Below are 22,289 nucleotides of genomic sequence, written 5' to 3'. Positions count from 1 at the left end.
GCTTAATATTAGCCTGACAATGTCCTACTTTCACACGGGAACCCGCACTATCATCGGCGCTGAGGCGTTTCACTGTCCTGTTCGGGATGGGAAGGAGTGGGACCACCTCGCTATGGTCATCAGGCTTAACCAGTCACCGTGCTGCTCAGCGAGCAACACAGCCAATTCGTAGAGTCTTATCAGATTTTGATTGCGCCATCACGGCATAACATTTCAACAACTCAAACCGTCGTCAAAATTATAGGGTCAAGCCTCACGAGCAATTAGTACCGGTTAGCTTAACGCATTACTGCGCTTCCACACCCGGCCTATCAACGTCCTGGTCTCGAACGACTCTTCAGGGGGCTCAAGGCCCCGGCAGATCTCATCTTGAAACGAGTTTCCCGCTTAGATGCTTTCAGCGGTTATCTCTTCCGCACTTAGCTACTCGGCAATGCCACTGGCGTGACAACCGATACACCAGAGGTGCGTCCACTCCGGTCCTCTCGTACTAGGAGCAGGCTTCCTCAAATCTGCAGCGCCCACGGAAGATAGGGACCAAACTGTCTCACGACGTTTTAAACCCAGCTCACGTACCTCTTTAAATGGCGAACAGCCATACCCTTGGGACCGGCTACAGCCCCAGGATGAGATGAGCCGACATCGAGGTGCCAAACACCGCCGTCGATATGAACTCTTGGGCGGTATCAGCCTGTTATCCCCAGAGTACCTTTTATCCGTTGAGCGATGGCCCTTCCATACAGAACCACCGGATCACTTAGTCCTACTTTCGTACCTGCTCGACTTGTCAGTCTCGCAGTCAAGCACGCTTATGCCTATGCACTATCAGCACGATTTCCGACCGTGCCTAGCGTACCTTCGAACTCCTCCGTTACGCTTTGGGAGGAGACCGCCCCAGTCAAACTGCCTACCATGCACTGTCCCCAACCCGGATAACGGGTCAAGGTTAGAACCTCAAACACACCAGGGTGGTATTTCAACGTTGGCTCCACGACACCTAGCGGCACCGCTTCAAAGCCTCCCACCTATCCTACACAGATCTGTTCAAAGTCCAATACAAAGCTACAGTAAAGGTTCATGGGGTCTTTCCGTCTTTCCGCGGGGAGATTGCATCATCACAAACATTTCAACTTCGCTGAGTCTCTGGAGGAGACAGTGTGGCCATCGTTACGCCATTCGTGCAGGTCGGAACTTACCCGACAAGGAATTTCGCTACCTTAGGACCGTTATAGTTACGGCCGCCGTTTACTGGGACTTCAATCAAGAGCTTGCACCCCATCATTTAATCTTCCAGCACCGGGCAGGCGTCACACCCTATACGTCGACTTTCGTCTTTGCAGAGTGCTGTGTTTTTAATAAACAGTCGCAGCCACCGATTCTCTGCGGCCTCATTGGGCTCCCCTTGTACAGGTTCACCTACTAAAGGCACACCTTCTTCCGAAGTTACGGTGTCAATTTGCCGAGTTCCTTCTCCAGAGTTCTCTCAAGCGCCTTAGAATACTCATCTCGCGCACCAGTGTCGGTTTGCGGTACGGTCGTGTGCAGCTGAAGCTTAGTGGCTTTTCCTGGAAGCAGGGTATCACTCACTTCGGCGGCAAGCCGCCTCGTTATCACGCCTCATCTAAGATCTCCGGATTTTCCTAGAGACCACGACTACACGCTTGAACCGGGACATCCAACACCCGGCTGAGCTAACCTTCTCCGTCCCCACATCGCACTACACATCGGTACAGGAATATTGACCTGTTTCCCATCAGCTACGCATCTCTGCCTCGCCTTAGGGGCCGACTCACTCTACGTCGATGAACGTTGCGTAGAAAACCTTGCGCTTTCGGCGAGGGGGCTTTTCACCCCCTTTAACGCTACTCATGTCAGCATTCGCACTTCCGATACCTCCAGCAGGCTTCACAACCCACCTTCACAGGCTTACGGAACGCTCTCCTACCACGTACGCTTGCGCGCACATCCGCAGCTTCGGTTACTGGCTTAGCCCCGTTACATCTTCCGCGCAGGACGACTCGATCAGTGAGCTATTACGCTTTCTTTAAATGATGGCTGCTTCTAAGCCAACATCCTGACTGTTTTAGCCTTCCCACTTCGTTTCCCACTTAGCCAATATTAGGGACCTTAGCTGGCGGTCTGGGTTGTTTCCCTCTTGTGTCCGGACGTTAGCACCCGGTGCACTGTCTCCCAAGCTGTACTCATCGGTATTCGGAGTTTGCAATGGTTTGGTAAGTCGCCATGACCCCCTAGCCATAACAGTGCTCTACCCCCGATGGTAATACTTGAGGCACTACCTAAATAGTTTTCGGAGAGAACCAGCTATTTCCAAGTTTGTTTAGCCTTTCACCCCTATCCACAGCTCATCCGCTAGTTTTGCAACACTAGTCGGTTCGGACCTCCAGTGCGTGTTACCGCACCTTCATCCTGGCCATGGATAGATCACTTGGTTTCGGGTCTACACCCAGCGACTGAACGCCCTATTCGGACTCGATTTCTCTACGCCTTCCCTATTCGGTTAAGCTTGCCACTGAATGTAAGTCGCTGACCCATTATACAAAAGGTACGCCGTCACCCTTGCGGGCTCCGACTTTTTGTATGCATGCGGTTTCAGGATCTATTTCACTCCCCTCCCGGGGTTCTTTTCGCCTTTCCCTCACGGTACTAGTTCACTATCGGTCGATTACGAGTATTTAGCCTTGGAGGATGGTCCCCCCATCTTCAGACAGGATTTCTCGTGTCCCGCCCTACTTGTCGCACGCCCAGTTCCACAATCGACTTTTTTCATACGGGGCTATCACCCGCTATGGCCAGCCTTTCCAGACTGTTCTGATAAATCAACTGCTAAAACGTGCAGGCTGGTCCGATTTCGCTCGCCACTACTTTCGGAATCTCGGTTGATGTCTGTTCCTCGAGCTACTGAGATGTTTCAGTTCACCCGGTTCGCCTCACATGACTATGTATTCATCATGCGATACCCCTAAGGGTGGGTTTCCCCATTCGGAAATCTCCGGATCAAAGCTAATTTGCCAGCTCCCCGAAGCTTATCGCAGGCTATCACGTCCTTCATCGCCTGTAATCGCCAAGGCATCCACCACATGCACTTAGTCACTTGACCCTATAACTTTGACGCCTCGCTGAGGAAGCATCGTCAAGGACTGATTTGAGTATTTGCGTTATGCCGTTTCTTCAAATTCTTGCAAATTGAAGTTTGTTGACGCAATCAAAATGTCATCGGTGGCACGGTCCGCCATGAAGCGGTTTCCACCGACAACTCTGATTTGACTCTACGAATTGTTAAAGAACGACAGACGATCTGACGATCGCATGCGTCAGAAGCCAATCGGCTACTGACGCTTGAGATCAAATTTATTGGTGGAGGTGAACGGGATCGAACCGATGACCCCCTGCTTGCAAAGCAGGTGCTCTCCCAGCTGAGCTACACCCCCACGGAATGGATTGGTGGGTCTGGTTGGATTCGAACCAACGACCCCCGCCTTATCAAGACGGTGCTCTAACCAACTGAGCTACAGACCCAAGCATTCGTGAAACGCTGCGGTCCGCTCGTCACGTCAACCAGGGCGTTGGCCTTGCGGTTACGTCAAGCCGGTCACGTTTCAATTTCTGTCGTCAAAAACAGCCGATAAGTGTGGGCGCGAGAAATTGAGTGCTATTTCCAGAAAGGAGGTGATCCAGCCGCACCTTCCGATACGGCTACCTTGTTACGACTTCACCCCAGTCACGAACCCTGCCGTGGTAATCGCCCCCCTTGCGGTTAGGCTAACTACTTCTGGCAGAACCCGCTCCCATGGTGTGACGGGCGGTGTGTACAAGACCCGGGAACGTATTCACCGCGGCAAGCTGATCCGCGATTACTAGCGATTCCGACTTCACGCAGTCGAGTTGCAGACTGCGATCCGGACTACGACCGGTTTTCTGGGATTGGCTCCCCCTCGCGGGTTGGCAGCCCTCTGTACCGGCCATTGTATGACGTGTGTAGCCCTACCCATAAGGGCCATGATGACCTGACGTCATCCCCACCTTCCTCCGGTTTGTCACCGGCAGTCTCATTAGAGTGCCCTTACGTAGCAACTAATGACAAGGGTTGCGCTCGTTGCGGGACTTAACCCAACATCTCACGACACGAGCTGACGACGGCCATGCAGCACCTGTGTCCAGGTTCTCTTTCGAGCACCAAACCATCTCTGGTAAGTTCCTGGCATGTCAAGGGTAGGTAAGGTTTTTCGCGTTGCATCGAATTAAACCACATCATCCACCGCTTGTGCGGGTCCCCGTCAATTCCTTTGAGTTTCAACCTTGCGGCCGTACTCCCCAGGCGGTCAACTTCACGCGTTAGCTTCGTTACTGAACAGCAAGCCGTCCAACAACCAGTTGACATCGTTTAGGGCGTGGACTACCAGGGTATCTAATCCTGTTTGCTCCCCACGCTTTCGTGCATGAGCGTCAGTGCAGGCCCAGGGGATTGCCTTCGCCATCGGTGTTCCTCCGCATATCTACGCATTTCACTGCTACACGCGGAATTCCATCCCCCTCTGCCGCACTCCAGCCTTGCAGTCACAAATGCAGTTCCCAGGTTGAGCCCGGGGATTTCACATCTGTCTTGCAAAGCCGCCTGCGCACGCTTTACGCCCAGTAATTCCGATTAACGCTTGCACCCTACGTATTACCGCGGCTGCTGGCACGTAGTTAGCCGGTGCTTATTCTTCAGGTACCGTCATTAGTCCGGGGTATTAGCCCAAACCGTTTCTTCCCTGACAAAAGCGGTTTACAACCCGAAGGCCTTCTTCCCGCACGCGGCATGGCTGGATCAGGCTTGCGCCCATTGTCCAAAATTCCCCACTGCTGCCTCCCGTAGGAGTCTGGGCCGTGTCTCAGTCCCAGTGTGGCTGGTCGTCCTCTCAGACCAGCTACGGATCGTAGCCTTGGTAGGCTTTTACCCCACCAACTAGCTAATCCGACATCGGCCGCTCCAATAGCGCGAGGTCTTGCGATCCCCCGCTTTCACCCTTAGGTCGTATGCGGTATTAATCCGGCTTTCGCCGGGCTATCCCCCACAACTGGGCACGTTCCGATGTATTACTCACCCGTTCGCCACTCGCCACCAGGATTGCTCCCGTGCTGCCGTTCGACTTGCATGTGTAAGGCATGCCGCCAGCGTTCAATCTGAGCCAGGATCAAACTCTTCAGTTCGATCTTGATAAATTACTCAAAGAATTGAAGTGAACTTCACTTGCATGAATTTCAATTCAGTGAGCGTTTAAGGTCCATGAGACCTTGTGTCTTGCGACACTTGGCACTCGCCTTCAAACGCCCACGCTTATCGGCTGTTATTTGTTAAAGAGCGTCGCCTTTCGGCGTTGCCGACTTGTTGTCAGCAGAGAGATGAGATTTTGACTTGTTTTTAAAACCTTGTCAACCACTCAACCTCTTTATTTTCTCCACTTACCGCTATTTTGCCTGCCGTTGCCGGCGGTTTGTTGCGATCAGCGAAGACAGCTACTGTAGCACGGAAGTTTTCAGGAGTGCAACAGCACCCAGAAAATATTCGTTGCCGTGCGCTCGGTCCTGCCTCGGACGTTCGCTCCCAGCCACAGAACCGCGCGGCCTGAACCCACCACGCTGATCAGACCGCTGGAACGAGTGGGGGCCCTTCGCCAGTGGCCGCGTGCTCGGCCAGCCTTCTCGTGTCGATGCGCAAGATCTGCTGCTTGATCGCCGCGATCTGGGACGGGTGCATGGAGAAGCTGCGCAAGCCCATTGCCAGCAGCGCCGAAGTGAAGCTCGCGTCTCCGGCCATTTCTCCACAGACGCTGACCGGCTTGGCGCGCACACGCGCTGCACGAATGGTTCGCCCGATGAGCTCCAGCACCGCGGGGTGCCACGGGTCGTAGAGATGCGACACCGACTCGTCGGCGCGGTCGATCGCCAGCGTGTACTGGATCAGATCGTTCGTCCCGAGTGACACGAAGTCGAACGCATCGAGGAACCTGTCCACCATCAAGGCAGCGGCGGGCACCTCGATCATCGCGCCGACCTGCACGTCACCAAACGCACGCCCGGACTCCGTCAGTTGCTGCTTCGCTCGCGCCAATGCATCGAAGGTGCCGCGTATCTCGGACGCATGCGCCAACATCGGCACCAGCAATCGCACCGGCCCCAGTGCGCTCGCGCGCAGGATGGCGCGCAGCTGCTGTCGGAACATGCTGGGTTCCGACAGACTCCACCGAATTGCACGCAGGCCCAGGGCAGGATTGAGCGCATGCTCGTGCCGCAACTCGTGCGCAGACATGCGGTCGAGCGGCTTGTCGGCGCCGATGTCGACCGTGCGTATCGTGACCGGCAGCCCCTTCATCGCTTCGACCACGGCCCGGTAGGCCTCGTACTGCTCGTCCTCGCCGGGGAGGTCGTCGCCGCGGTTCATGAAGAGGAACTCGCTTCGGAACAAGCCGACGCCAACGGCTCCAGCCTCCAGAGCGGCCGCCGCGTCCCCGGGGAGTTCGATGTTGGCGAGCAGTTCGACCCGTTCGCCGTCGAGCGTGACGGCGGGCGTGTGCCGCAGGCGCGTGAGACGCACGCGCTCCAGCTCGCTCTGGCGCTGCCGGAAGCGGTACTCTTCCAGCACGATCGCCGACGGATCCACGATCACGACACCGACGTCACCGTCGATCACCACCCAGTCGTCCTGGCGGATGATGCGACTGGCCTCGCGCGCGCCCACGACGGCGGGGATGTCGAGGCTGCGCGCAACGATCGCCGTGTGTGACGTCTTGCCGCCCACGTCGGTGATGAAGCCAGTGAATACGCTGCGCTTGAATTGCAGCATGTCAGCCGGGGCGATGTCGTTGGCGACCAGCACCAACGGGTCCTCTCCACCAAAATCTCGCGGATCGACGCCGATGGCCTGTGGTCCACCGCTGCTGTCGTGCATGAGCGCGCGCAGCAGACGCTCGACCACCTGCTCGAGATCGGCCTTGCGCTCGCGCAGGTAGTCGTTCTCCATCTCGTCGAACTGCCGCGCCAGGACCTCCAGTTGGGCGGACAAGGCCCACTCGGCGTTGTAGTGACGCTCGCGTATCCACTGCGCGGTGGCCCCCGTCAGCGCCTCGTCGTGCAGCAGCATCAGGTGCACGTCGAGCAAGGCCGACAGCTCCGAAGGCGCGTCGGACGGCAGATCCCGCTGCAGGCCGCCGAGCTCCGTCGCAACGGCGTCACGCGCCTGCAGCAGCCGCGCCACCTCACGCTCAACTTGGGCCGGCTCGATGAAGTAGTGGGCCACGTCGACACGGCTCGACGCGACCAGCACCGCGCGACCGATGGCCACGCCACGCGAGACCGGAATTCCGAACATCTGCAGGCTCATGAATCGATCGTAGCAGCGGTCCAACCCGCGCCCGACTGGGGTTACCACGGCGCTTGCAGCCGGCAACACCCAGCCCACCCGCCTGTCATCGCAACGTCATCGGCCCTACATCGCCGCGTCACGCCGCTGTCTCAAGCTCGTCGCCATTGCTGAACAAGGAGCGAAACATGAGGGAGTTGCCGCTGCCGACGCTGCCGCTGCAGGAAATCACGAGCCTGGAGTTGCGCCCCCCCCGGAGGTCACTTCGACGCCGCGACGCCGAAGCAATTCCCATGGCCGAACGGAGTGGACTGGATGTGGTTTGGGCGCGCGATGAAAGCGAGATTCGTGAAGCGCAGCGTCTGAGATACCAGGTTTTCGTCGAGGAAATGGGAGCGCGGCTGTCGCCCCCGGCCGGCACGCCGGCGGGCCTCGACATCGACGTCTACGATGCCTACTGCGAGCACCTGCTCGTGCGCACCTTCGGTGCCGATGGCGAACCCGGCAAGGTGATCGGCACCTACCGTGTCCTGACACCGGCTGCCGCGCAACGCGTCGGCGGGCTGTACAGCGAGACCGAGTTCGACCTGACGCGCCTGCGCTCCCTTCGCAGCAAGATGGTCGAGCTCGGCCGCTCCTGCGTGCATCCCGACCATCGCTCGGGTGGTGCGATCCTTGCCCTGTGGGGCGCTCTGGCCGAGTTCATGGTGCGCAACGAACTCGACACGATGATCGGCTGCGCCAGCATCAGCATGCGCGACGGCGGCCACATGGCTGCCAGCCTCTGGGAGCAGCTGCGGCGCACGCATCTCGCGCCGATCGAATGGCAGGTGCGCCCGCGGCTGCCGCTGCCGGTCGACGAACTCGACCGCCACCTCGCGGTCGATCCGCCGCCACTGATCAAGGGCTATCTGCGTTGCGGCGCCAAGGTGCTGGGCGCGCCCGCCTGGGATCCTGACTTCAACACGGCCGATCTGCCGCTGCTGATGCGCATCGACGATCTGCCGCTCAAGTACCGCCGCCACTTCCTGGGCAGTTGATCCCGCGCGTTCCTCTCGAGCCAGCAGCTAGACGGCGGACAACACAAAGTGGATCGCCAGGGATAGCGAAACCATCGCCAAAGCGAAATTGAGCCACACACCGAAGTTCGTCCAGTAGCCACGCGGAATCTCCGCCTCGCCCAGGCCTCTGACCACTGCGCTGAACTGAAGTGCCGCAATGACACACACCGCGGCACCCATCGACAGCATGCCGACGCCCAGCCCCAACGAGAACAAGCGCTGCGGCAACGACAAGGGCTGGCCGGTGACCATGCGCAGGAAAAGACCAAAGCGCTCAACGACAAAGCCGAACCCCATCAGCGCAATGGCCGTACGCTGCCACGCGAGCAAGGTCCGTTCAGCAGCGAAGAACACACGAGGGTCATCGAGATACGACACCGGTAGAACTCCTGACAAGGGGCATGGCGTGGGTTCTGCACGGGAGCAGCCTCATTGGATTGCGGCCGTACGCGCATCGTTCAATCGAGCAACGACAGGCCGCCGACGAACCGCGCTGGCCGTGGAACCCACGTTGACACGGCCCGCTCATGCGGCTGCAGCCCGAACGGGCTGCGCAAGTGCACCGATTCCATCGCCCTGCCGCTGGTCAAGCCGCTTCCGAATCCCATCGAATGGGCCGCGCGCATCGTCTCGGGTCGGATTCGGTGCGATCGGACGCTGCGGCGACGCGTTCTGCCGCGCCGCCATCATGGCACGCAGTTCGCCACCGTACCGGGTTGCGGCTGCGGCTGCGGCTGCGGCTGCGGCTGCGGCTGCGGCAGCCGAGCCTGCAACGGCGCCCCGGCGTACGGCACCGAGTGCTTCTCCGCTGTGAACGGCTCCGTTGGTTGCCACCAGCTCCATGCCGGTCACCGCCCTGCGCCGCGCTCGCCCACCGGCTGGAACCCAGCGACCATCGCTTCATCGGAGTCGGGCGCCGACTGTCGCTCACCCGGCTCCCCTCCAGCGTCGTCGAGGACAGGCCGGCGCAACTCAAAGCGCACGAACTGCTGGCCTCGCGCCAGTGCAGCGGCCAACGCGCTCTGAGGTTGCGGCCACGTCTGGCCGCAGGTAAGCACCTCGTCTCGAAACACTTCGAGCATCGCGGGCAGCTTCTTGACCACGACCCTTGCCAGATAGCCCGAGCGCTTCGCGTCCACCACGGCGCTTACCTGGATGGAATACTCGGCTCCGCAATCGTCAGGCTCACGCATGGCGGATTCCGTGTGGCGACGCTCCGGCGGAATCGCCGCCGGTGTCGATCAGGTAGCTATAGCCGTGCTTGCGAAAGCCCAGGCCCTCGTAGAAGCGATGGGCTTTCTCTCGATTGACGTGGCTCGACAGCACCAACTTGTAGCAGTCGCGAGCGGCGCACACGTCCATTGCGAATCGCATCATCTGCCCGCCGATCCCGGCGCCCTGGAGTTCCGGGGAAACGACCACGTCTTCTACGATGCAAGAGTCGCGCGCGCCGTGGGATATCCCACCAACGAAGACCATCGAAACCGTGCCCACGACTTTCTCCTGCACCTCGGCAACGTAGATGCAGTGCAACGGATTCGATGCCAGATCGAGAAAGCGTGCCCACGCATGCTCGATCGGCATCTCCGTCTCGGACGCGATGTCAAGCTGCTTGTAGAGTTCGAGCAGACGCGGCACATCGGACAGTCGTGCCACGCGTATCGTGAGGTCCACGGCCGCGCTCCGTTCGATCGGCTAGATGCTGAGTTTCAACACGCGCCGCGCGTTGCCGTACATCACGTCGTCGATCACACCGTCCTTGAAGCCGAGCGAGCGGTAGTCGTTGATCGACTGCCCCATCGGGCGAAACGGGTACGAGCTGCCGTACAGGATCTGCTGACGCATGCAACTGTTCGCTGCCTCGACATACAAGCCGCCGCCGGGGGCGAAGATGTACATGTCGGGCACGATAAAGACGTTCTCCCAGCGAAACGCCACGCCGATGATCTCGTTCACATAGGGATAGAAGCCGTGATAGCAGATGATCGGCAGCTTGGGAAATGCCTTGGCGACGTGCCCCACCGCAGACGGGTTGACCATCTCCAGACTTGCCGCCGTAGGCCCGGACATGATGCACACCGGTACGCCGAGCTGATCGCAGGCGTCGTAGATGGGAAACAACATCGGATCGTCGGCCTGGCGTGGCGGGCTGCCAAAGCCGGGCTCGACGTTGATGGCCTTGAGACCAAGCTGGTTGATCGCGCGCTCGACCTCCTGGACCGCCGCCTTGACACCCCAGCGGTGGGGATCGATGGAGCCCACCCCCACCAACTCCTTCTGTCCCTTCACGAGATCGTGGATCTCGTCGTTCGCATGCTTGATCCCGGGCGTGTCGCGACCGACGATCACGGACGCGGTAATGCGTGTCTCCTTGATCTCCTTGACGAACGACTCCAGATTCTTGGAATGCGTGAAGTGCTCGATGTCCTTGGAGCCGACGCGCCCGTTGAGCCATTTGACGACCTCGAACTCCGGCGTCCCACGCGTCTTGCCGTAGAAGTCATGCAGGAACGCAGGGCGACTGCGCATATCGATCACTTTCTTGGCCACGTCCGGTTCTCCTAGGGGGTTGTGTTTACCGTGATGGGAATGTCGTCACGCATCGGAGCGGTCTCACGCCGCTTCGCGTGACGGGTCTGTGCGCTGTCAGTGCGGGTCGTCGATTGCAGGCCCGCTCGCAGTTCGCTTCGAATAGGCCTCGACGAAGTCGGCGGCGGCCCGGCTGCCGCCGGAGAAGGACTTCATCGCCTCCTCGTGCAGCAGCGAGAGTGCCTTCATCTTCACCTGGTTCGCATGGTCGTTGTCGAAGATGTTCGCGAGACGACGCGGGCGTGGGATGTTGACTTCCAGCGTCGCCCGCACCTTCGTCGGGATGTTGGTCATGACAATCAACCGATCGGCGAGGAAGATTGCCTCGTCGATGTCGGTCGTCACGAAGAAGTTGGTGCGGTGCGACTCTTCGAACAGCCCCGCGTAGTACTCCCACATCAACTCCTTCGACATGGCATCCAGACCCCGAAACGGCTCGTCCAGGATCATCACGTCGGGGTTGTTGATCATTGCCCTCGCGAGTTCGGCGCGGCGCTGCATCCCGCCTGACAGTTGTGGCGGGTATTTCTTGCGGAAGGCCTTCAGCCCCACCTTGTCCAGCAGGAAATCGGCCTGGGCCCGGGACGCCGGCGTATCTTCTCCGCGAGCGCGCGGCCCGTACATGATGTTGTCGTAGGTCGTCATCCACGGGAACAGTGCCGATTCCTGGAACACCACCAGCCTGTCCTTGCCCGGCCCGGTGATCGACTTGCCGTCGATCCGGATGCTGCCGCTGGTGGGTTTTTCGAAACCTGCCAACAGACGAATCAACGTACTCTTGCCGCAGCCGGAAGGCCCGATCATCACGGTGAGCTTGTTTCGCTCGATGACGAACGAGCAGTCCTTTACGACCGCCTTGGTGAACAAGCCACTGCCGTAGGACTTGGTGACGTTCTCCACGCGGATCTCGCCAGCCGTGGCAGGCATCTTGCCGACGTGCACGGTGCCGGCACGGACTGAATTGGTAATCGCCATGAGTGACCTTTACCGTTTTTGCAACCAAGGGGTCGACAGCCCGCCGACTGCGCGCAGGATCTCGCTGCAGGCGAAGCCTGCGATACCGATGCTGATCATGCCGACGACGATCTGCTCGTAGGACCCACCGACATACGAGTTCCAGATAAAGAAGCCGAGTCCACCGCCGGAGCCGCTGTTGCCACCGCCGGAGATCATCTCCGCGGCGACCACGACGTTCCAAGTGATACCCATTCCGACCGACGAGCCGACCACGATCGACGGCAGGGTGGCCGGCAACACGACGCGCCGGAAGATGTCCCACTGCGATGCCCCCATGGCTTGCGCGGCTTGAAAGTAGCGGCTGTCGATGGACTTCGCTCCGCCCACCACGTTGATGACGACCGTGAAGAACGCCCCCAGGAAGGTCACGAAGGCGATCGACAGCTCCTGCGTGGGCCAGAAGATGATCGACACCGGCACCCAGGCCAACGGCGGTATCGGCCGCAGCACCTCGAAGCTCGGGAACGACAGACCGTTGAAGGTCTTGCTGACCGCCATCAGCAGGCCGAGCGGAATGCCGATCACCATCGCGGCGATGAATCCGGCCAGCACCCGAACCAGACTGAGATACCAGCTCTCCCAGTAGCCCTGATTGGTGAGCAGCCCGGCCCACACGCGCAACACGGCGCTCGGCGCGGGCACCTGTCCGATCCACGGCAGCGAGTAACCCAGCCACTCCTTCGAGCGCGAGCCGATCTCCCACAACACCAGGAACGTGACCAGAGAAATGAAAGCGCGCAGGCTGGCGCGACTCACCAGCTTCTTGCGCAGTCGGGTCATGGACTTCTGCATGGCTCAGCCCTCCTTCTCGCCGGCCGCGAAGGACTTCTTCGCTTCCTCGTGCACGACGGCACTGGTCTCTTCCATCAATTCGCGGAAGCGCCGACTGGTCAACACGCTGTAGTCACGCGGATGCGGAATATCGACCTCGAGGATCTTCTTGGGCTTGCAAGGCCGCGACGTCATGATGACCAGGCGATGGCCCAGGAAAATTGCCTCTTCGAGGTCGTGCGTGATGAAGAAGATCGTGACCTTGTTCTTGTAGTAGATCTCCAGCAGCGCCTCGTGCATGACCGATTTGGTCAGCGAGTCGAGCGCCCGGTAGGGTTCGTCGAACAACAGCACCTTCGGATCGTTCATCAGCGCACGAACGATCTCCACCCGGCGACGCAAGCCCGACGACACCTCGCCCGGAAAATTGTTCTCCGTGCCGCTCAGGCCCGCGTCGGCCATCATGCTGCGGGCCTTCTCGTAGATCTCCTTCTTGCCCATCTTTCCTTGCATCAGCGGGCCGAAGGCGACGTTCTCGAGATTCGACTTCCAGGGAAACAACGCCCCGTTCTGGAATACGACGATGCGGTCCGAGCCCGGATCCGCCATCGGCTTCCCGGGCCCGCAGAGCAACTGCCCGTCGAGGAAAATCTTGCCGGACGTGATGCTGTGAAAGCCGGCGATGGCATTCAGCAGCGTCGTCTTGCCGCAGCCGGACGGGCCGACGATCATGCAGATTTCACCTGCGGGGATGTCCAGAGAGCAGTGATCGACCGCCATCACCGCCGCGCCGTCGGGGTCGTAGATCTTGACGACGTCCTCGATGCGGATGGCGCCTTGAGAGGCGATCTTCTGCGAACGCCTGTTCGCGTCGAGCAAGGCACTCATCATCGACCCCCCAAAGCAAGTTCACGAACACGCCACTGCATCATGTAGTCCCCCACCATGCGGACCAGTGCACTCGTGACATACCCGACCGCACCGAGCGTGATCATTCCAATGACGATCGTCGGGTACCGCACCATCGTGTACGAGGTGTTGATCACGTAGCCGAGACCGAACTCTCCCGACACCATCTCACCAGCGACCAGCGAGAACCACGCGACGCCGACCGAGATCTGCAAGCCCGTGAAGATGAACGGCATGGCGCCCGGCACGATCACTTCCCGAAACACCTGCCATTTGCTGGCGCCGAGGCAGTAAGCCGCCCGGCTGTAGGACTCGTCGATCGATTCGACACCAAGCATGGTGTTCAGCGCGGTGGCGAAGAACGACGCCAGAAATGTCAGGAAGATCACCGGTGTTTCGGTGCCCGTGAACATCAGGATGGCAAGAGGAACCCAGGCCAGGATCGGGATCGGCCGCAAGGTTTCGAAGATCGGGAACACGTACTCGCGGAAGATCTTCGACCAGCCCATGAACAGGCCCAGCGGCACCCCCAGCGCGGTGGCCAGGAAGAACGCGATCGAGACCCGCCGGATGCTGACCCAGATGTGCTGGTAGTACTCGGGCGTGTAGACCGAAAGCCCATAGGTCGGATTCGGATTGAACAGCTCCCGCACCACCACCGTCAGGCCCGGCATGTCAGCGAAGCGGGGCAACTTCCAGACCTCGACGGTCAGGTACCACAGGCCCAGCAAGATCGCGAAGCCGAGCAGCATCAAATAAGGCTTCGGGCTCTTGATCCACTGCGCCAGCCGAAAGAACGTGAGCGCCCATCCGCTGCCCACGCCATCGCCCTGTTGAGCAGTGGAGATTTCGGCCACGGGGAAATGGGGCACTCGCGCGGCGACGGAGTCCGGCGCCGAGAACTCCTTGGTGATCATGGTCGCGAAGCGGCTCATGATGACATCGCCCGTCACCGGCGACTGCTTGATGAGCGCCATCAGCTCCTCGCCGTCGATCTGGACCACCTCGGTCCGCTCCAGGCAGACCGTCTTTGCCATCCGGCCGCGCTGGCCATCGAGCACCGCGGCCCAGCCGAAGACGTCGCCGCTGCGCATGATCTTGTTCAGATCGGCCTGGTCTTCCTCCGTGCGCAGTGCGTGGCTCACGCTTCCGGAAGCAACGATGTAGATGTCGTCGGCTTCGTCGCCGCGGTCGTAAATCATGTCGCCGCGAGCAAAGGACCGCGACTTGGCCAGCTTCACGATGCCGCGAAGCATGTCGTCCGACACCATCTGAAACGGCATCGCGCGCTTCAATACGGCGCTGATCTGATCCATGCAGTCTCCTCTGAGCAAAGGTGCGCCGATCGGCCCAAGACGACTTGGCGGTCGTCTCGGCCGGTCACCGTGAGGCGCAAGAGAATGATGCCTACTGCTTGAACTCGCTCTCCGGCAAGGCCACGACCTTGCCGATCGGCGATGACAGACCGCGCTCCTTGAGGATCGTCTGCGTGAACTCGGGCATCAGCGCTTCGGCACGCAGCTTGTCCGCGTTGATGCTCTTGATCGAAAACAGGAAGCTGGCAGCGCTCGTGATCTGCGCAACGACTTCAGGCGTGATGGTGTAAGGCAGCGTCAAGCGAACGGGCGCGCCACCGGACTCCTCCGGGTACTTCGCGTACATCGAAGCCCACAGCATCTTCTGCGTAAAGCCCGTGGCCTGCTGTGCCGCCATGCCGGCCACCTCCATCGCGTTCTTGGAGTCGGCCAGGTAGAGCTGGGCATCGAGCTCGGCGTTGAGCCATGCTTTCACGATATCGGGCCGCTGTTTGATCAGGTCGGCGCGCATGGTCAGGAAGGCACCGTCCTTCTCGTTGACCGTGGCGCCAGACGCGATCCGCTTGGCCAGGCCCTCCTGCACCAGCCGCGACGCGGTCGGCTCCCAGATCACTGCCGCATCCAGCTTGCCGGCTCTGAAGCCGCTGGTGATGACCTCGATGTTCTGATTCAGCACCGCCGCCGGCGTGACGGCTTCCTTCTTGAAGGCCTCCTGGGCAAAGCGGTCGGCGCAGCTGCCCAGCGGCACCGCGATGCGCTTGCCATCCAGCCACTTGATGCCTTCCTTGGCGTTGTTGAACTTCGGGGCATCGGGCCGCGCGAGCAGCACGTTGCACTGGTCGGTGCCGATGCCGAGTGTCGCGACGATGCGAATGTCGGCCACTTGCTCTTTGGTGGTCGACACGATGCCCGGCATGTCACCCACATACCCGATGTGCTGTTTGCCGGCGAGCATGGCGTTCACGATCACGGCCCCTTGAAGTCCGATCGAGAACTCGACGGTGGACCCCTTCGGCAGGTACTTTTCGTACAGCTTCTTGCCGCGCATCACGACACCAGACCACGACTCCGTGTAGTAGGGCTGGTAGCCGATGACGAGATTGACCGGTTCACCCGGTTTCCCGTACTCGATATCGCCGGCGACGGCGATCGAGGGAGCAGCAACAATGAGGCCGAATGCGGCGGCGAAGCCCGCTACCGCCGCCCGCACACGATGGTTCATGCAGAACGCCATGCTTGTCTCCTTTTATATGTGCGTCTGAAAATCCAGAACGCTGATCTCTGGAACATCTCGATCACTCCGTCCATTTGCTTTGCCGGACGGCCCTTTCACGCAGTCCGCTTGTCTTGTCGCTTCACTTGCCGCCTTGCGACCTGAGGTGCTTCGTGATCAGCGTCGAAAGCTGCCGCATCACCAGATAGCCGGATGCCGGCTCGTCGGCCAGCACCTTCAAGACCTCTTCTCCGTTCAGGCGCAGCAAGGTCGACTTCTCGACGCACGCCGCCTTCGCGATACGGCGCGGGTGGTCTTCCAGCAGGGCCGCCCAGCCGAACACCTCGCCCTTGCGCAGCATGAACCCGGCCAAGCTGGTTCGATCCTCGCGGCCAATGACGAATTCGACCCGTCCGGACTCGAGGATGTACAGGTCGTCGGCCGGATCGCCCACGCCGTAAAGCGTGCTCAGACTTTCGTACTCCTCGCGACGCGCCAGTGCATCGAGTCTCGCGATTGCCGCATCCGAGACTCCCTTGAACAACTCGGACACCTTCAAGGCGCTGGACTGCAGCACGAAGATCTCGCCGTCGTCGTGCACGAGCTCGTAGCGCTCCAGCGGCGCCTCCGCCAGCCCGACCGGCGCACCGGTGGCGATGTCCCATTGCCACAGATGCTGGTGACAGGTGAGCGTCGCGCCGTCGAAAAATCCCTCGTCCAGGCAGACATCCTGGTGCGGACACAGCCCCTGGTAGGCGTAATAGGATTCACCGGCGTTCGCGATCAGGACCTTCACTCCGATCGACGTGTCATAACTCTTCATCCCGTTGACCGGGATCTCGCTGGCGCTGCAGATGCGGATTCTCTTCATGCTCGGCTTTCAGCTGAACTTGTCGTATCGAATGTTGTCGGTCGATACGCGTGACATCAGCAGCATGCGCACGCAGGCATCCACGGCGGGCGGTGGGCCGGCCAGATAGGCTCGCACGCCCTCGTAGCGACCCTTCATCCGTCGCTCCGCCACGTCGTGCACGAAGCCGGTGTCGAACTCGAGCTGGGGATGGTCTGCCTGGGCGCAAGCGGGGGGGCCCTCTTCCGACAGCGCGATCGTGACCCGCAGCTTCTCGCCGCACTGCTCGCGCAAGCGGGAGAACACGTCGAGGAAGAATGCGTCCTTCATCGACCGCACCCCGAAGAAGACATCCCCGCGGTACTCGGTGAAGTAGTTCTCGCGGGCCGCTCGCGCCAGGATGGACATCATCCCGGCGATGCCGCTGCCGCCGGCAATGCACAGGATGTTCCTGGCGACCGATGGGTAGAAGGTCGCCCTGCCGAGCGGACCGAAGACCTCGACGTCGGTGCCCGCTCTCGGCTGCGAGAACAACCAATCCGACAGTTGGCCGCCGGGCTTTTTCTTGACGACGAACACCAGCGTCAGGGCGTTGCGTTCGTAGTTGACCATCGACCAGCCGCGAAAGCCCACGATCCCCGGCACCTGGACCAGCACGAACTGCCCGGCGTCGAACTCCAGCGGCGTGGCGAGGTCGATGTGCAACTGCATGACGTCGTGCGTGAGCAGCGTCGCGTCGCGGATGCGCCCCTCGACGGCTGCGGGCACGCACACGCCGGGCTCGAACTCCTGCACGAAACTGGCGACCTCGACCGACACGTCGCCGCGGGCGGTGCATTGGCACATCAGGAACTCGTCCGGGCTCTTGAGGTATTTGCGGCCCGGCGCCTCGGGCCAGCCGTCCTCGATGTCACCCGACAGCCGCCTCGCCTTGCAGGTGCCGCAGGTGCCGCTGCCGCATTCATACGGCAGCGCGATCGCTTGGCTCAGGCCCGCATAGAGGATCTTGTCGGCCGGGGCAGCATCGAACTGATGCGCCCGGTTTCTTGCATTCACCTGGATCTTCATGAGGCTGTCCGTCCGATGCCGGGTCAAAACGGAATGTGGTAGCCGAAGCCCAGCAGGCGCGTATCGAGCCGGACGTTGCGATCGAGCAGCTTGGGTGTTCCGCCAGCCAGACTGATCCGGTCGTGGAGCTTGCCGACCGCAAACAACTCCGTCGCACCACCGTCGAGCGTGGTCCTGAACACCTGCAGTGCGCTGGTGACGTGGTATCGGCTGGCATCTTCGCCCTGCTTGACGGTGTAGACCGTGACGTGCCGGGTCAGCGGGGAGTGGTCGCTGTTGTGCTTCGGCAGGTTCGCGAACAGCGTCTGCATGCCGGTCTTGTCATGCTCCAGCCAGATCATGTCCTTGCGGATCTCGGGGCTGTAGGCCGTGATGGCGTAGTGGTAGGCCGGATCGCACAGTTCGAGATAGGCACTGAAGTCCTTGTCGTCCAGGGTCATGCAGGACTGGTAGACGAGTTCTGAAATGATGTGTCGTGAATCCACGGATGTCCTCGTGTCGGTTCGGTATGACGAGACAGCGCTAGGCGACCGCCGAGGACTCGACTTCGACCTTCGGGTCGTAGGCCTTGCGACCCATGCGCCGGCCCCATTCCGCGTAGAAGTGGCGCATGCCTCCCTCGTCGTGGATCGTCATGTTCTCCTCTCGACCGTGCAGCACCCACTTGCTGTCGGTCCGCTCGCGCATCGCCAGGCCCTGGCCGTGCACGCCCAGCAGGTCTTCGTGCAGGTTGCGGCCGAACGGACCCCAGATCTGGTTGTGGTCGCGGATGCGTTCTGCACGCTGCTCTGGCGTGTCGCTCTTCAGGCCCAGGCCACGGAATTCGATCAACAGCTTGTTCGGTCCCAGCGGGATGGCCGTGTCCATGCGCAGCACCGAGGTTCGCAGGTTGTAGGTCATGCCCGGGAAGATGTCGATCAGCACCCACCCGCCGGGTGCCAGGCCGGGCCAGCCGACACCCCGCGCCTTGCTGCCCTCGTAGGCGTCGTACTTGATGGCCATCGAGCCGACCGCCGCGTGCCCATTGGGATACCCGGTGTACTTCCGATCGAAGTAGCCGGGCTGGATCATCCCGGTGATTCGATTGAAGTAGTGCATGTAGTCGTGATAGAACTCGCTGTTCGTGTCGTGCCACAGCTTGTAGTTCGTGTTCACGATGGCCTTGTGGTAATGGAAAACCTCGAGGGGCATGTCGAGGTGTTCGTCCAGCGAACTCATCGCATCACCGATGTATTCGGAAAGCGAGCAGCAGTTGTCATCGATGTTGACCCACACGAAGCCGCCGTAGCCGACCGCGGTCTTGACTTCGCGCAGCCCGGCCTGCTCGCAGCCGTAGCGCTCCTGATAGCCCTGCTTGCCGCGCGAGATATCGATGCAGTCGCCTTTGGCGTCGAACGACCATGCGTGGAAGATGCAGGTGATGCGCTTCGCATTGCCGACCGGGTCGTACAGCAAGGTGTTGCCGCGATGCGGACAGATGTTGTAGAAGCTGCGAACGGCGTTGTCCTCGCCGCGGATCACGATCAGCGGCGCGCCACCCGGGTGGTTGAAGGTTCGATAGTCGTAGGCACCGGGCAGTTCCGATTCGTGGCAGGCAATGACCCAGACCTTGTTGAAGATCCGCTCCTGCTCCTGCCGGAAGATTTCTTCATCGGTATAGATCTCGGTGCTGACGAAGTGCGTTTCGGGAAACTGGGGACGCTCTTTCCACTCGACTGAATTGCGCGACATAGGACTCTCCGTGGGTTGCGAAGAACAGACTGCTGGGCAGGGATGGGGCCCCGCCGTGAACTGCTTCTCTCGAGCTGTCTATTGCACGCACCGTGCCTGGGCCCCGCCTTCACCGATCGAGGCCATTTGAAAGGCCCGGACGGCCCCCATCGCCGCATTTCCTAGGGTTTGTATCGACCCGCGAAGGACGCTGACGTTTCGATTCGAAACCTGGCCGCGTTTCCAATCGAAACGTCGATGCCTGCGACACGCGAAGAACCCTGCAACACAGCGCTTTGCGCGGTTCGCCGCGTGCTGCTTCGGTGCGTCGCTCGACGCACCGCGACATCGGTCGTCGGGCGTCTCGTCCACCGCCATCGGCCCCATGCAAACGGCACCGTCGCCGCATCACGGCACGCTGCCCATTTCCCTTCCGCACGGGTTGCGTGGTCATGAGACGGCACCGAGTGGCACCAAGCTTGCTGATCGGTCCTCGTTGCAGCCCGGCAGGCAATGCACCTGGCAAGGGACACGGCCGGCTCTACGTCGCGCCGCTGCACGCCCAAGGGTCACGCAAGAAGAACGATGTCCACAACCGAACGTTGGCTTTTCAAGCTCCTGCCGATGTTGCGCTGGTGGCCGATGGTCGACCGCAGCAGCACGAGGGCGGACCTGATTGCCGGGTTGACCGGCACCATCATCCTGGTACCGCAGGCCGTCGCCTACGCGAGCATCGCGGGGCTGCCTCCCGAGTACGGGCTCTACACCGCGATCGTGCCGGTGATCGTGTCGGCTTTGTTCGGCTCGTCGTGGCATCTGGTCTCCGGGCCGACCGCCGCGCTCTCGATCGTGATCTTCGCGACCCTCAGCCCCCTCGCAGAGCCCGGTAGCGCCGCCTACATCCAGCTTGTCTTCAGCCTGACCTTCATGACCGGCATCCTGATGCTCGCGATGGGGCTGGCCCGCCTGGGCTTTCTGGTCAACTTCATCTCGCACAGCGTCGTGATCGGCTTCACCGCCGGCGCGGCCGTGCTGATCGCGGTCAGTCAGCTGAAGAACTTCTTCGGCGTCTCGGCGGCCGCCAGTGCGTCCTTCGTGGAGACGCTGACGCTCTTCGTGCGCGAGTTGCCGCACACCAACCCCTTCACGCTCAGCGTGGGCGTCGTCACGCTGCTGACCGGTGTGGCCACGCGCAAGTACCTGCCGAGGATCCCGCACATGATCAGCGCGATGCTGGTGGGCAGCCTGTACGCGGCGCTGCTCCAGCGCCTGTTCGGCAGCGGTACCGCGATCGCGACGGTTGCAGCGATACCGCGCAGCCTCCCGCCGCTGTCGATGCCCGAACTCTCGGTGCAGACACTGCGCGAGCTCGGCGCGATCGCCCTGGCGCTGACGATGCTGTCGCTGACCGAAGCGATCGCCATTGCCCGCGCGGTGACACTGAAGTCGGGTCAACGCATCGACAGCAGCCAGGAGTTCATCGGCCAGGGCCTGGCCAACCTCTGCGGCAGCTTCGCGTCGGGCTATGTGTCCAGCGGCTCGTTCACGCGCAGCGGTGTCAACTACGCGGCCGGCGCGAAGACGCCGTTGGCACCGGTGTTCTCGGCGCTGTTCCTGCTGATGACGCTGATCGCACTGGCCCCGCTGGTGCGCTTCCTGCCCATCGCCTCGATGGCCGCCATCCTGCTGTTGGTGGCGTATTCACTGGTCGACGTGCACCACATCCGGACGATCGTGAAGACCGGCCACGCGGAGAGCGGCATCCTGTTCGCGACGATGCTCGCCACGCTGTTCCTGCATCTGGAATTCGCCATCTACGTGGGCGTGCTGCTGTCGCTGATGGTGTTCCTGGAGCGCACTGCGCGACCGGGGATACGCAACGCCATTCCGGCCCCCGGCGACAACAGCTACCACTTCGTCATGCAGACGTCGGAGCCCGACTGCTGCCAGCTCAAGATGGTTTTCATCGACGGCGCGATCTACTTCGGCGCCGTCGACCACGTGCAACGCCACCTGCGCGACGTGGACGCCTCGCACCCGGGCCACAAGCACCTGCTGGTGCTCGCGCCCGGCATCAACTTCATCGACAGCTCGGGTGCCGAGCTGCTGGCGCAGGAGGCGCGCCGGCGCAGGCGGATCGGCGGTGGCCTCTACTTTCACCGCCTGCCCGAGCCAGCCGTCGACATGCTGGAGCGCGCCGGTCACCTGCAGGACATCGGGCGCGAGAACCTGTTCGCGATCGGCCAGAACGTCATCGAGGCGATCTACCCGAAGCTCGACCCGGAGGTCTGCCGCCGCTGCCAGACACGCATCTTCAAGCAGTGCCAGAGCGCGCTGCCGAACGGCGAGCCGCGCGCCCCGGGCGTCGTGATTGTCGAACGCGGCCCCCGACCCGCCCACTCAACGCGCTGAGCAAGCCGCCACC

Annotated in this window: 16 protein-coding genes, 2 tRNA genes and 3 rRNA genes; 2 read left to right on the top strand and 19 right to left on the bottom strand. The window is 61.1% G+C overall.

Annotated features, from left to right (window positions below):
* Positions 1-11: 11 nt before the first annotated feature.
* From rrf to ptsP, 6 genes are all read right to left on the bottom strand, one after another.
* Positions 12-124 (bottom strand): 5S ribosomal RNA (gene rrf, locus ACQY9S_RS18445).
* Positions 125-242: 118 nt separating this feature from the next.
* Positions 243-3,118, bottom strand: a 23S ribosomal RNA gene (locus ACQY9S_RS18440).
* 255 nt (positions 3,119-3,373) lie between these two features.
* Positions 3,374-3,449 (bottom strand) — tRNA-Ala (locus ACQY9S_RS18435).
* 11 nt (positions 3,450-3,460) lie between these two features.
* A tRNA-Ile gene (locus ACQY9S_RS18430) sits at positions 3,461-3,537 on the bottom strand.
* A 143-nt stretch (positions 3,538-3,680) separates the two neighbouring features.
* A 16S ribosomal RNA gene (locus ACQY9S_RS18425) occupies positions 3,681-5,211 on the bottom strand.
* Together the 16S, 23S and 5S rRNA genes with 2 tRNA genes alongside form the textbook arrangement of a ribosomal RNA operon.
* A 433-nt stretch (positions 5,212-5,644) precedes the next feature.
* Positions 5,645-7,381, bottom strand: coding sequence for a phosphoenolpyruvate--protein phosphotransferase (gene ptsP, locus ACQY9S_RS18420; protein ID WP_428421707.1), 1,737 nt, complete (start codon positions 7,379-7,381; stop codon positions 5,645-5,647).
* Between the two features lie 167 nt (positions 7,382-7,548).
* Between ptsP and ACQY9S_RS18415 the strand changes: the two genes are divergently transcribed.
* Positions 7,549-8,400 carry a GNAT family N-acetyltransferase gene (locus tag ACQY9S_RS18415; RefSeq protein WP_428421705.1) on the top strand — a complete coding sequence of 284 codons (852 nt, stop codon included), beginning with the start codon at positions 7,549-7,551 and terminating at the stop codon, positions 8,398-8,400.
* 27 nt (positions 8,401-8,427) lie between these two features.
* Here the strand turns inward: ACQY9S_RS18415 and ACQY9S_RS18410 are convergent, their stop codons facing one another.
* The 13 genes from ACQY9S_RS18410 to ACQY9S_RS18350 all read right to left on the bottom strand — a co-directional run bounded on the left by ACQY9S_RS18410 (position 8,428) and on the right by ACQY9S_RS18350 (position 19,885).
* Entirely contained in the window at positions 8,428-8,799 is a 372-nt protein-coding gene (locus ACQY9S_RS18410) for a YidH family protein (RefSeq protein WP_428421704.1), read from the bottom strand.
* 470 nt (positions 8,800-9,269) lie between these two features.
* Positions 9,270-9,614: a hypothetical protein gene (locus tag ACQY9S_RS18405; protein ID WP_428421702.1), complete on the bottom strand. Its 345-nt coding sequence runs from the start codon at positions 9,612-9,614 to the stop codon at positions 9,270-9,272.
* Positions 9,607-10,095: an N-acetyltransferase family protein gene (locus tag ACQY9S_RS18400; protein ID WP_428421700.1), complete on the bottom strand. Its 489-nt coding sequence runs from the start codon at positions 10,093-10,095 to the stop codon at positions 9,607-9,609. Before ACQY9S_RS18400 ends, ACQY9S_RS18405 begins: the two co-directional genes overlap by 8 nt.
* Positions 10,096-10,116: 21 nt before the next feature.
* Complete coding sequence (locus ACQY9S_RS18395; RefSeq protein WP_428421699.1) at positions 10,117-10,971, bottom strand: amidohydrolase family protein; 855 nt, start codon at positions 10,969-10,971, stop codon at positions 10,117-10,119.
* A 96-nt stretch (positions 10,972-11,067) separates the two neighbouring features.
* On the bottom strand, positions 11,068-11,910 hold the full coding sequence (locus ACQY9S_RS18390; RefSeq protein ID WP_428421697.1) for an ABC transporter ATP-binding protein: 843 nt from the start codon (positions 11,908-11,910) through the stop codon (positions 11,068-11,070).
* 84 nt (positions 11,911-11,994) lie between these two features.
* On the bottom strand, positions 11,995-12,819 hold the full coding sequence (locus tag ACQY9S_RS18385; RefSeq protein WP_428421695.1) for an ABC transporter permease: 825 nt from the start codon (positions 12,817-12,819) through the stop codon (positions 11,995-11,997).
* A 3-nt stretch (positions 12,820-12,822) separates the two neighbouring features.
* Positions 12,823-13,686, bottom strand: coding sequence for an ABC transporter ATP-binding protein (locus ACQY9S_RS18380; RefSeq protein WP_428421694.1), 864 nt, complete (start codon positions 13,684-13,686; stop codon positions 12,823-12,825).
* Complete coding sequence (locus tag ACQY9S_RS18375) at positions 13,686-15,023, bottom strand: ABC transporter permease subunit (RefSeq protein WP_428421693.1); 1,338 nt, start codon at positions 15,021-15,023, stop codon at positions 13,686-13,688. Before ACQY9S_RS18375 ends, ACQY9S_RS18380 begins: the two co-directional genes overlap by 1 nt.
* 91 nt (positions 15,024-15,114) lie before the next feature.
* Positions 15,115-16,257, bottom strand: a complete 1,143-nt coding sequence (locus ACQY9S_RS18370; RefSeq protein ID WP_428421692.1) for an ABC transporter substrate-binding protein — start codon at positions 16,255-16,257, stop codon at positions 15,115-15,117.
* A gap of 121 nt (positions 16,258-16,378) precedes the next feature.
* A complete protein-coding gene (locus tag ACQY9S_RS18365; protein ID WP_428421691.1) occupies positions 16,379-17,107 on the bottom strand; it encodes a cyclic nucleotide-binding domain-containing protein in 729 nt (242 codons plus the stop codon).
* Positions 17,108-17,116: 9 nt separating this feature from the next.
* Positions 17,117-18,154, bottom strand: a complete 1,038-nt coding sequence (locus ACQY9S_RS18360; protein ID WP_428421690.1) for a 2Fe-2S iron-sulfur cluster-binding protein — start codon at positions 18,152-18,154, stop codon at positions 17,117-17,119.
* Positions 18,155-18,177: 23 nt separating this feature from the next.
* Entirely contained in the window at positions 18,178-18,639 is a 462-nt protein-coding gene (locus ACQY9S_RS18355) for an aromatic-ring-hydroxylating dioxygenase subunit beta (RefSeq protein WP_428421688.1), read from the bottom strand.
* Between the two features lie 37 nt (positions 18,640-18,676).
* On the bottom strand, positions 18,677-19,885 hold the full coding sequence (locus ACQY9S_RS18350) for an aromatic ring-hydroxylating oxygenase subunit alpha (RefSeq protein ID WP_428421686.1): 1,209 nt from the start codon (positions 19,883-19,885) through the stop codon (positions 18,677-18,679).
* 564 nt (positions 19,886-20,449) lie between these two features.
* On the opposite strand from ACQY9S_RS18350, the gene ACQY9S_RS18345 reads away from it, so the two are divergent.
* Positions 20,450-22,276, top strand: coding sequence for a SulP family inorganic anion transporter (locus ACQY9S_RS18345; RefSeq protein ID WP_428421684.1), 1,827 nt, complete (start codon positions 20,450-20,452; stop codon positions 22,274-22,276).
* Positions 22,277-22,289 lie beyond the last annotated feature (13 nt).

It is taken from the genome of Methylibium sp. (genome assembly GCF_965279545.1).
Lineage (GTDB): Bacteria > Pseudomonadota > Gammaproteobacteria > Burkholderiales > Burkholderiaceae_C > Methylibium.
Note: the sequence above shows the minus strand (reverse complement) of the source record. Positions and strands in the feature narration are given on the sequence as shown.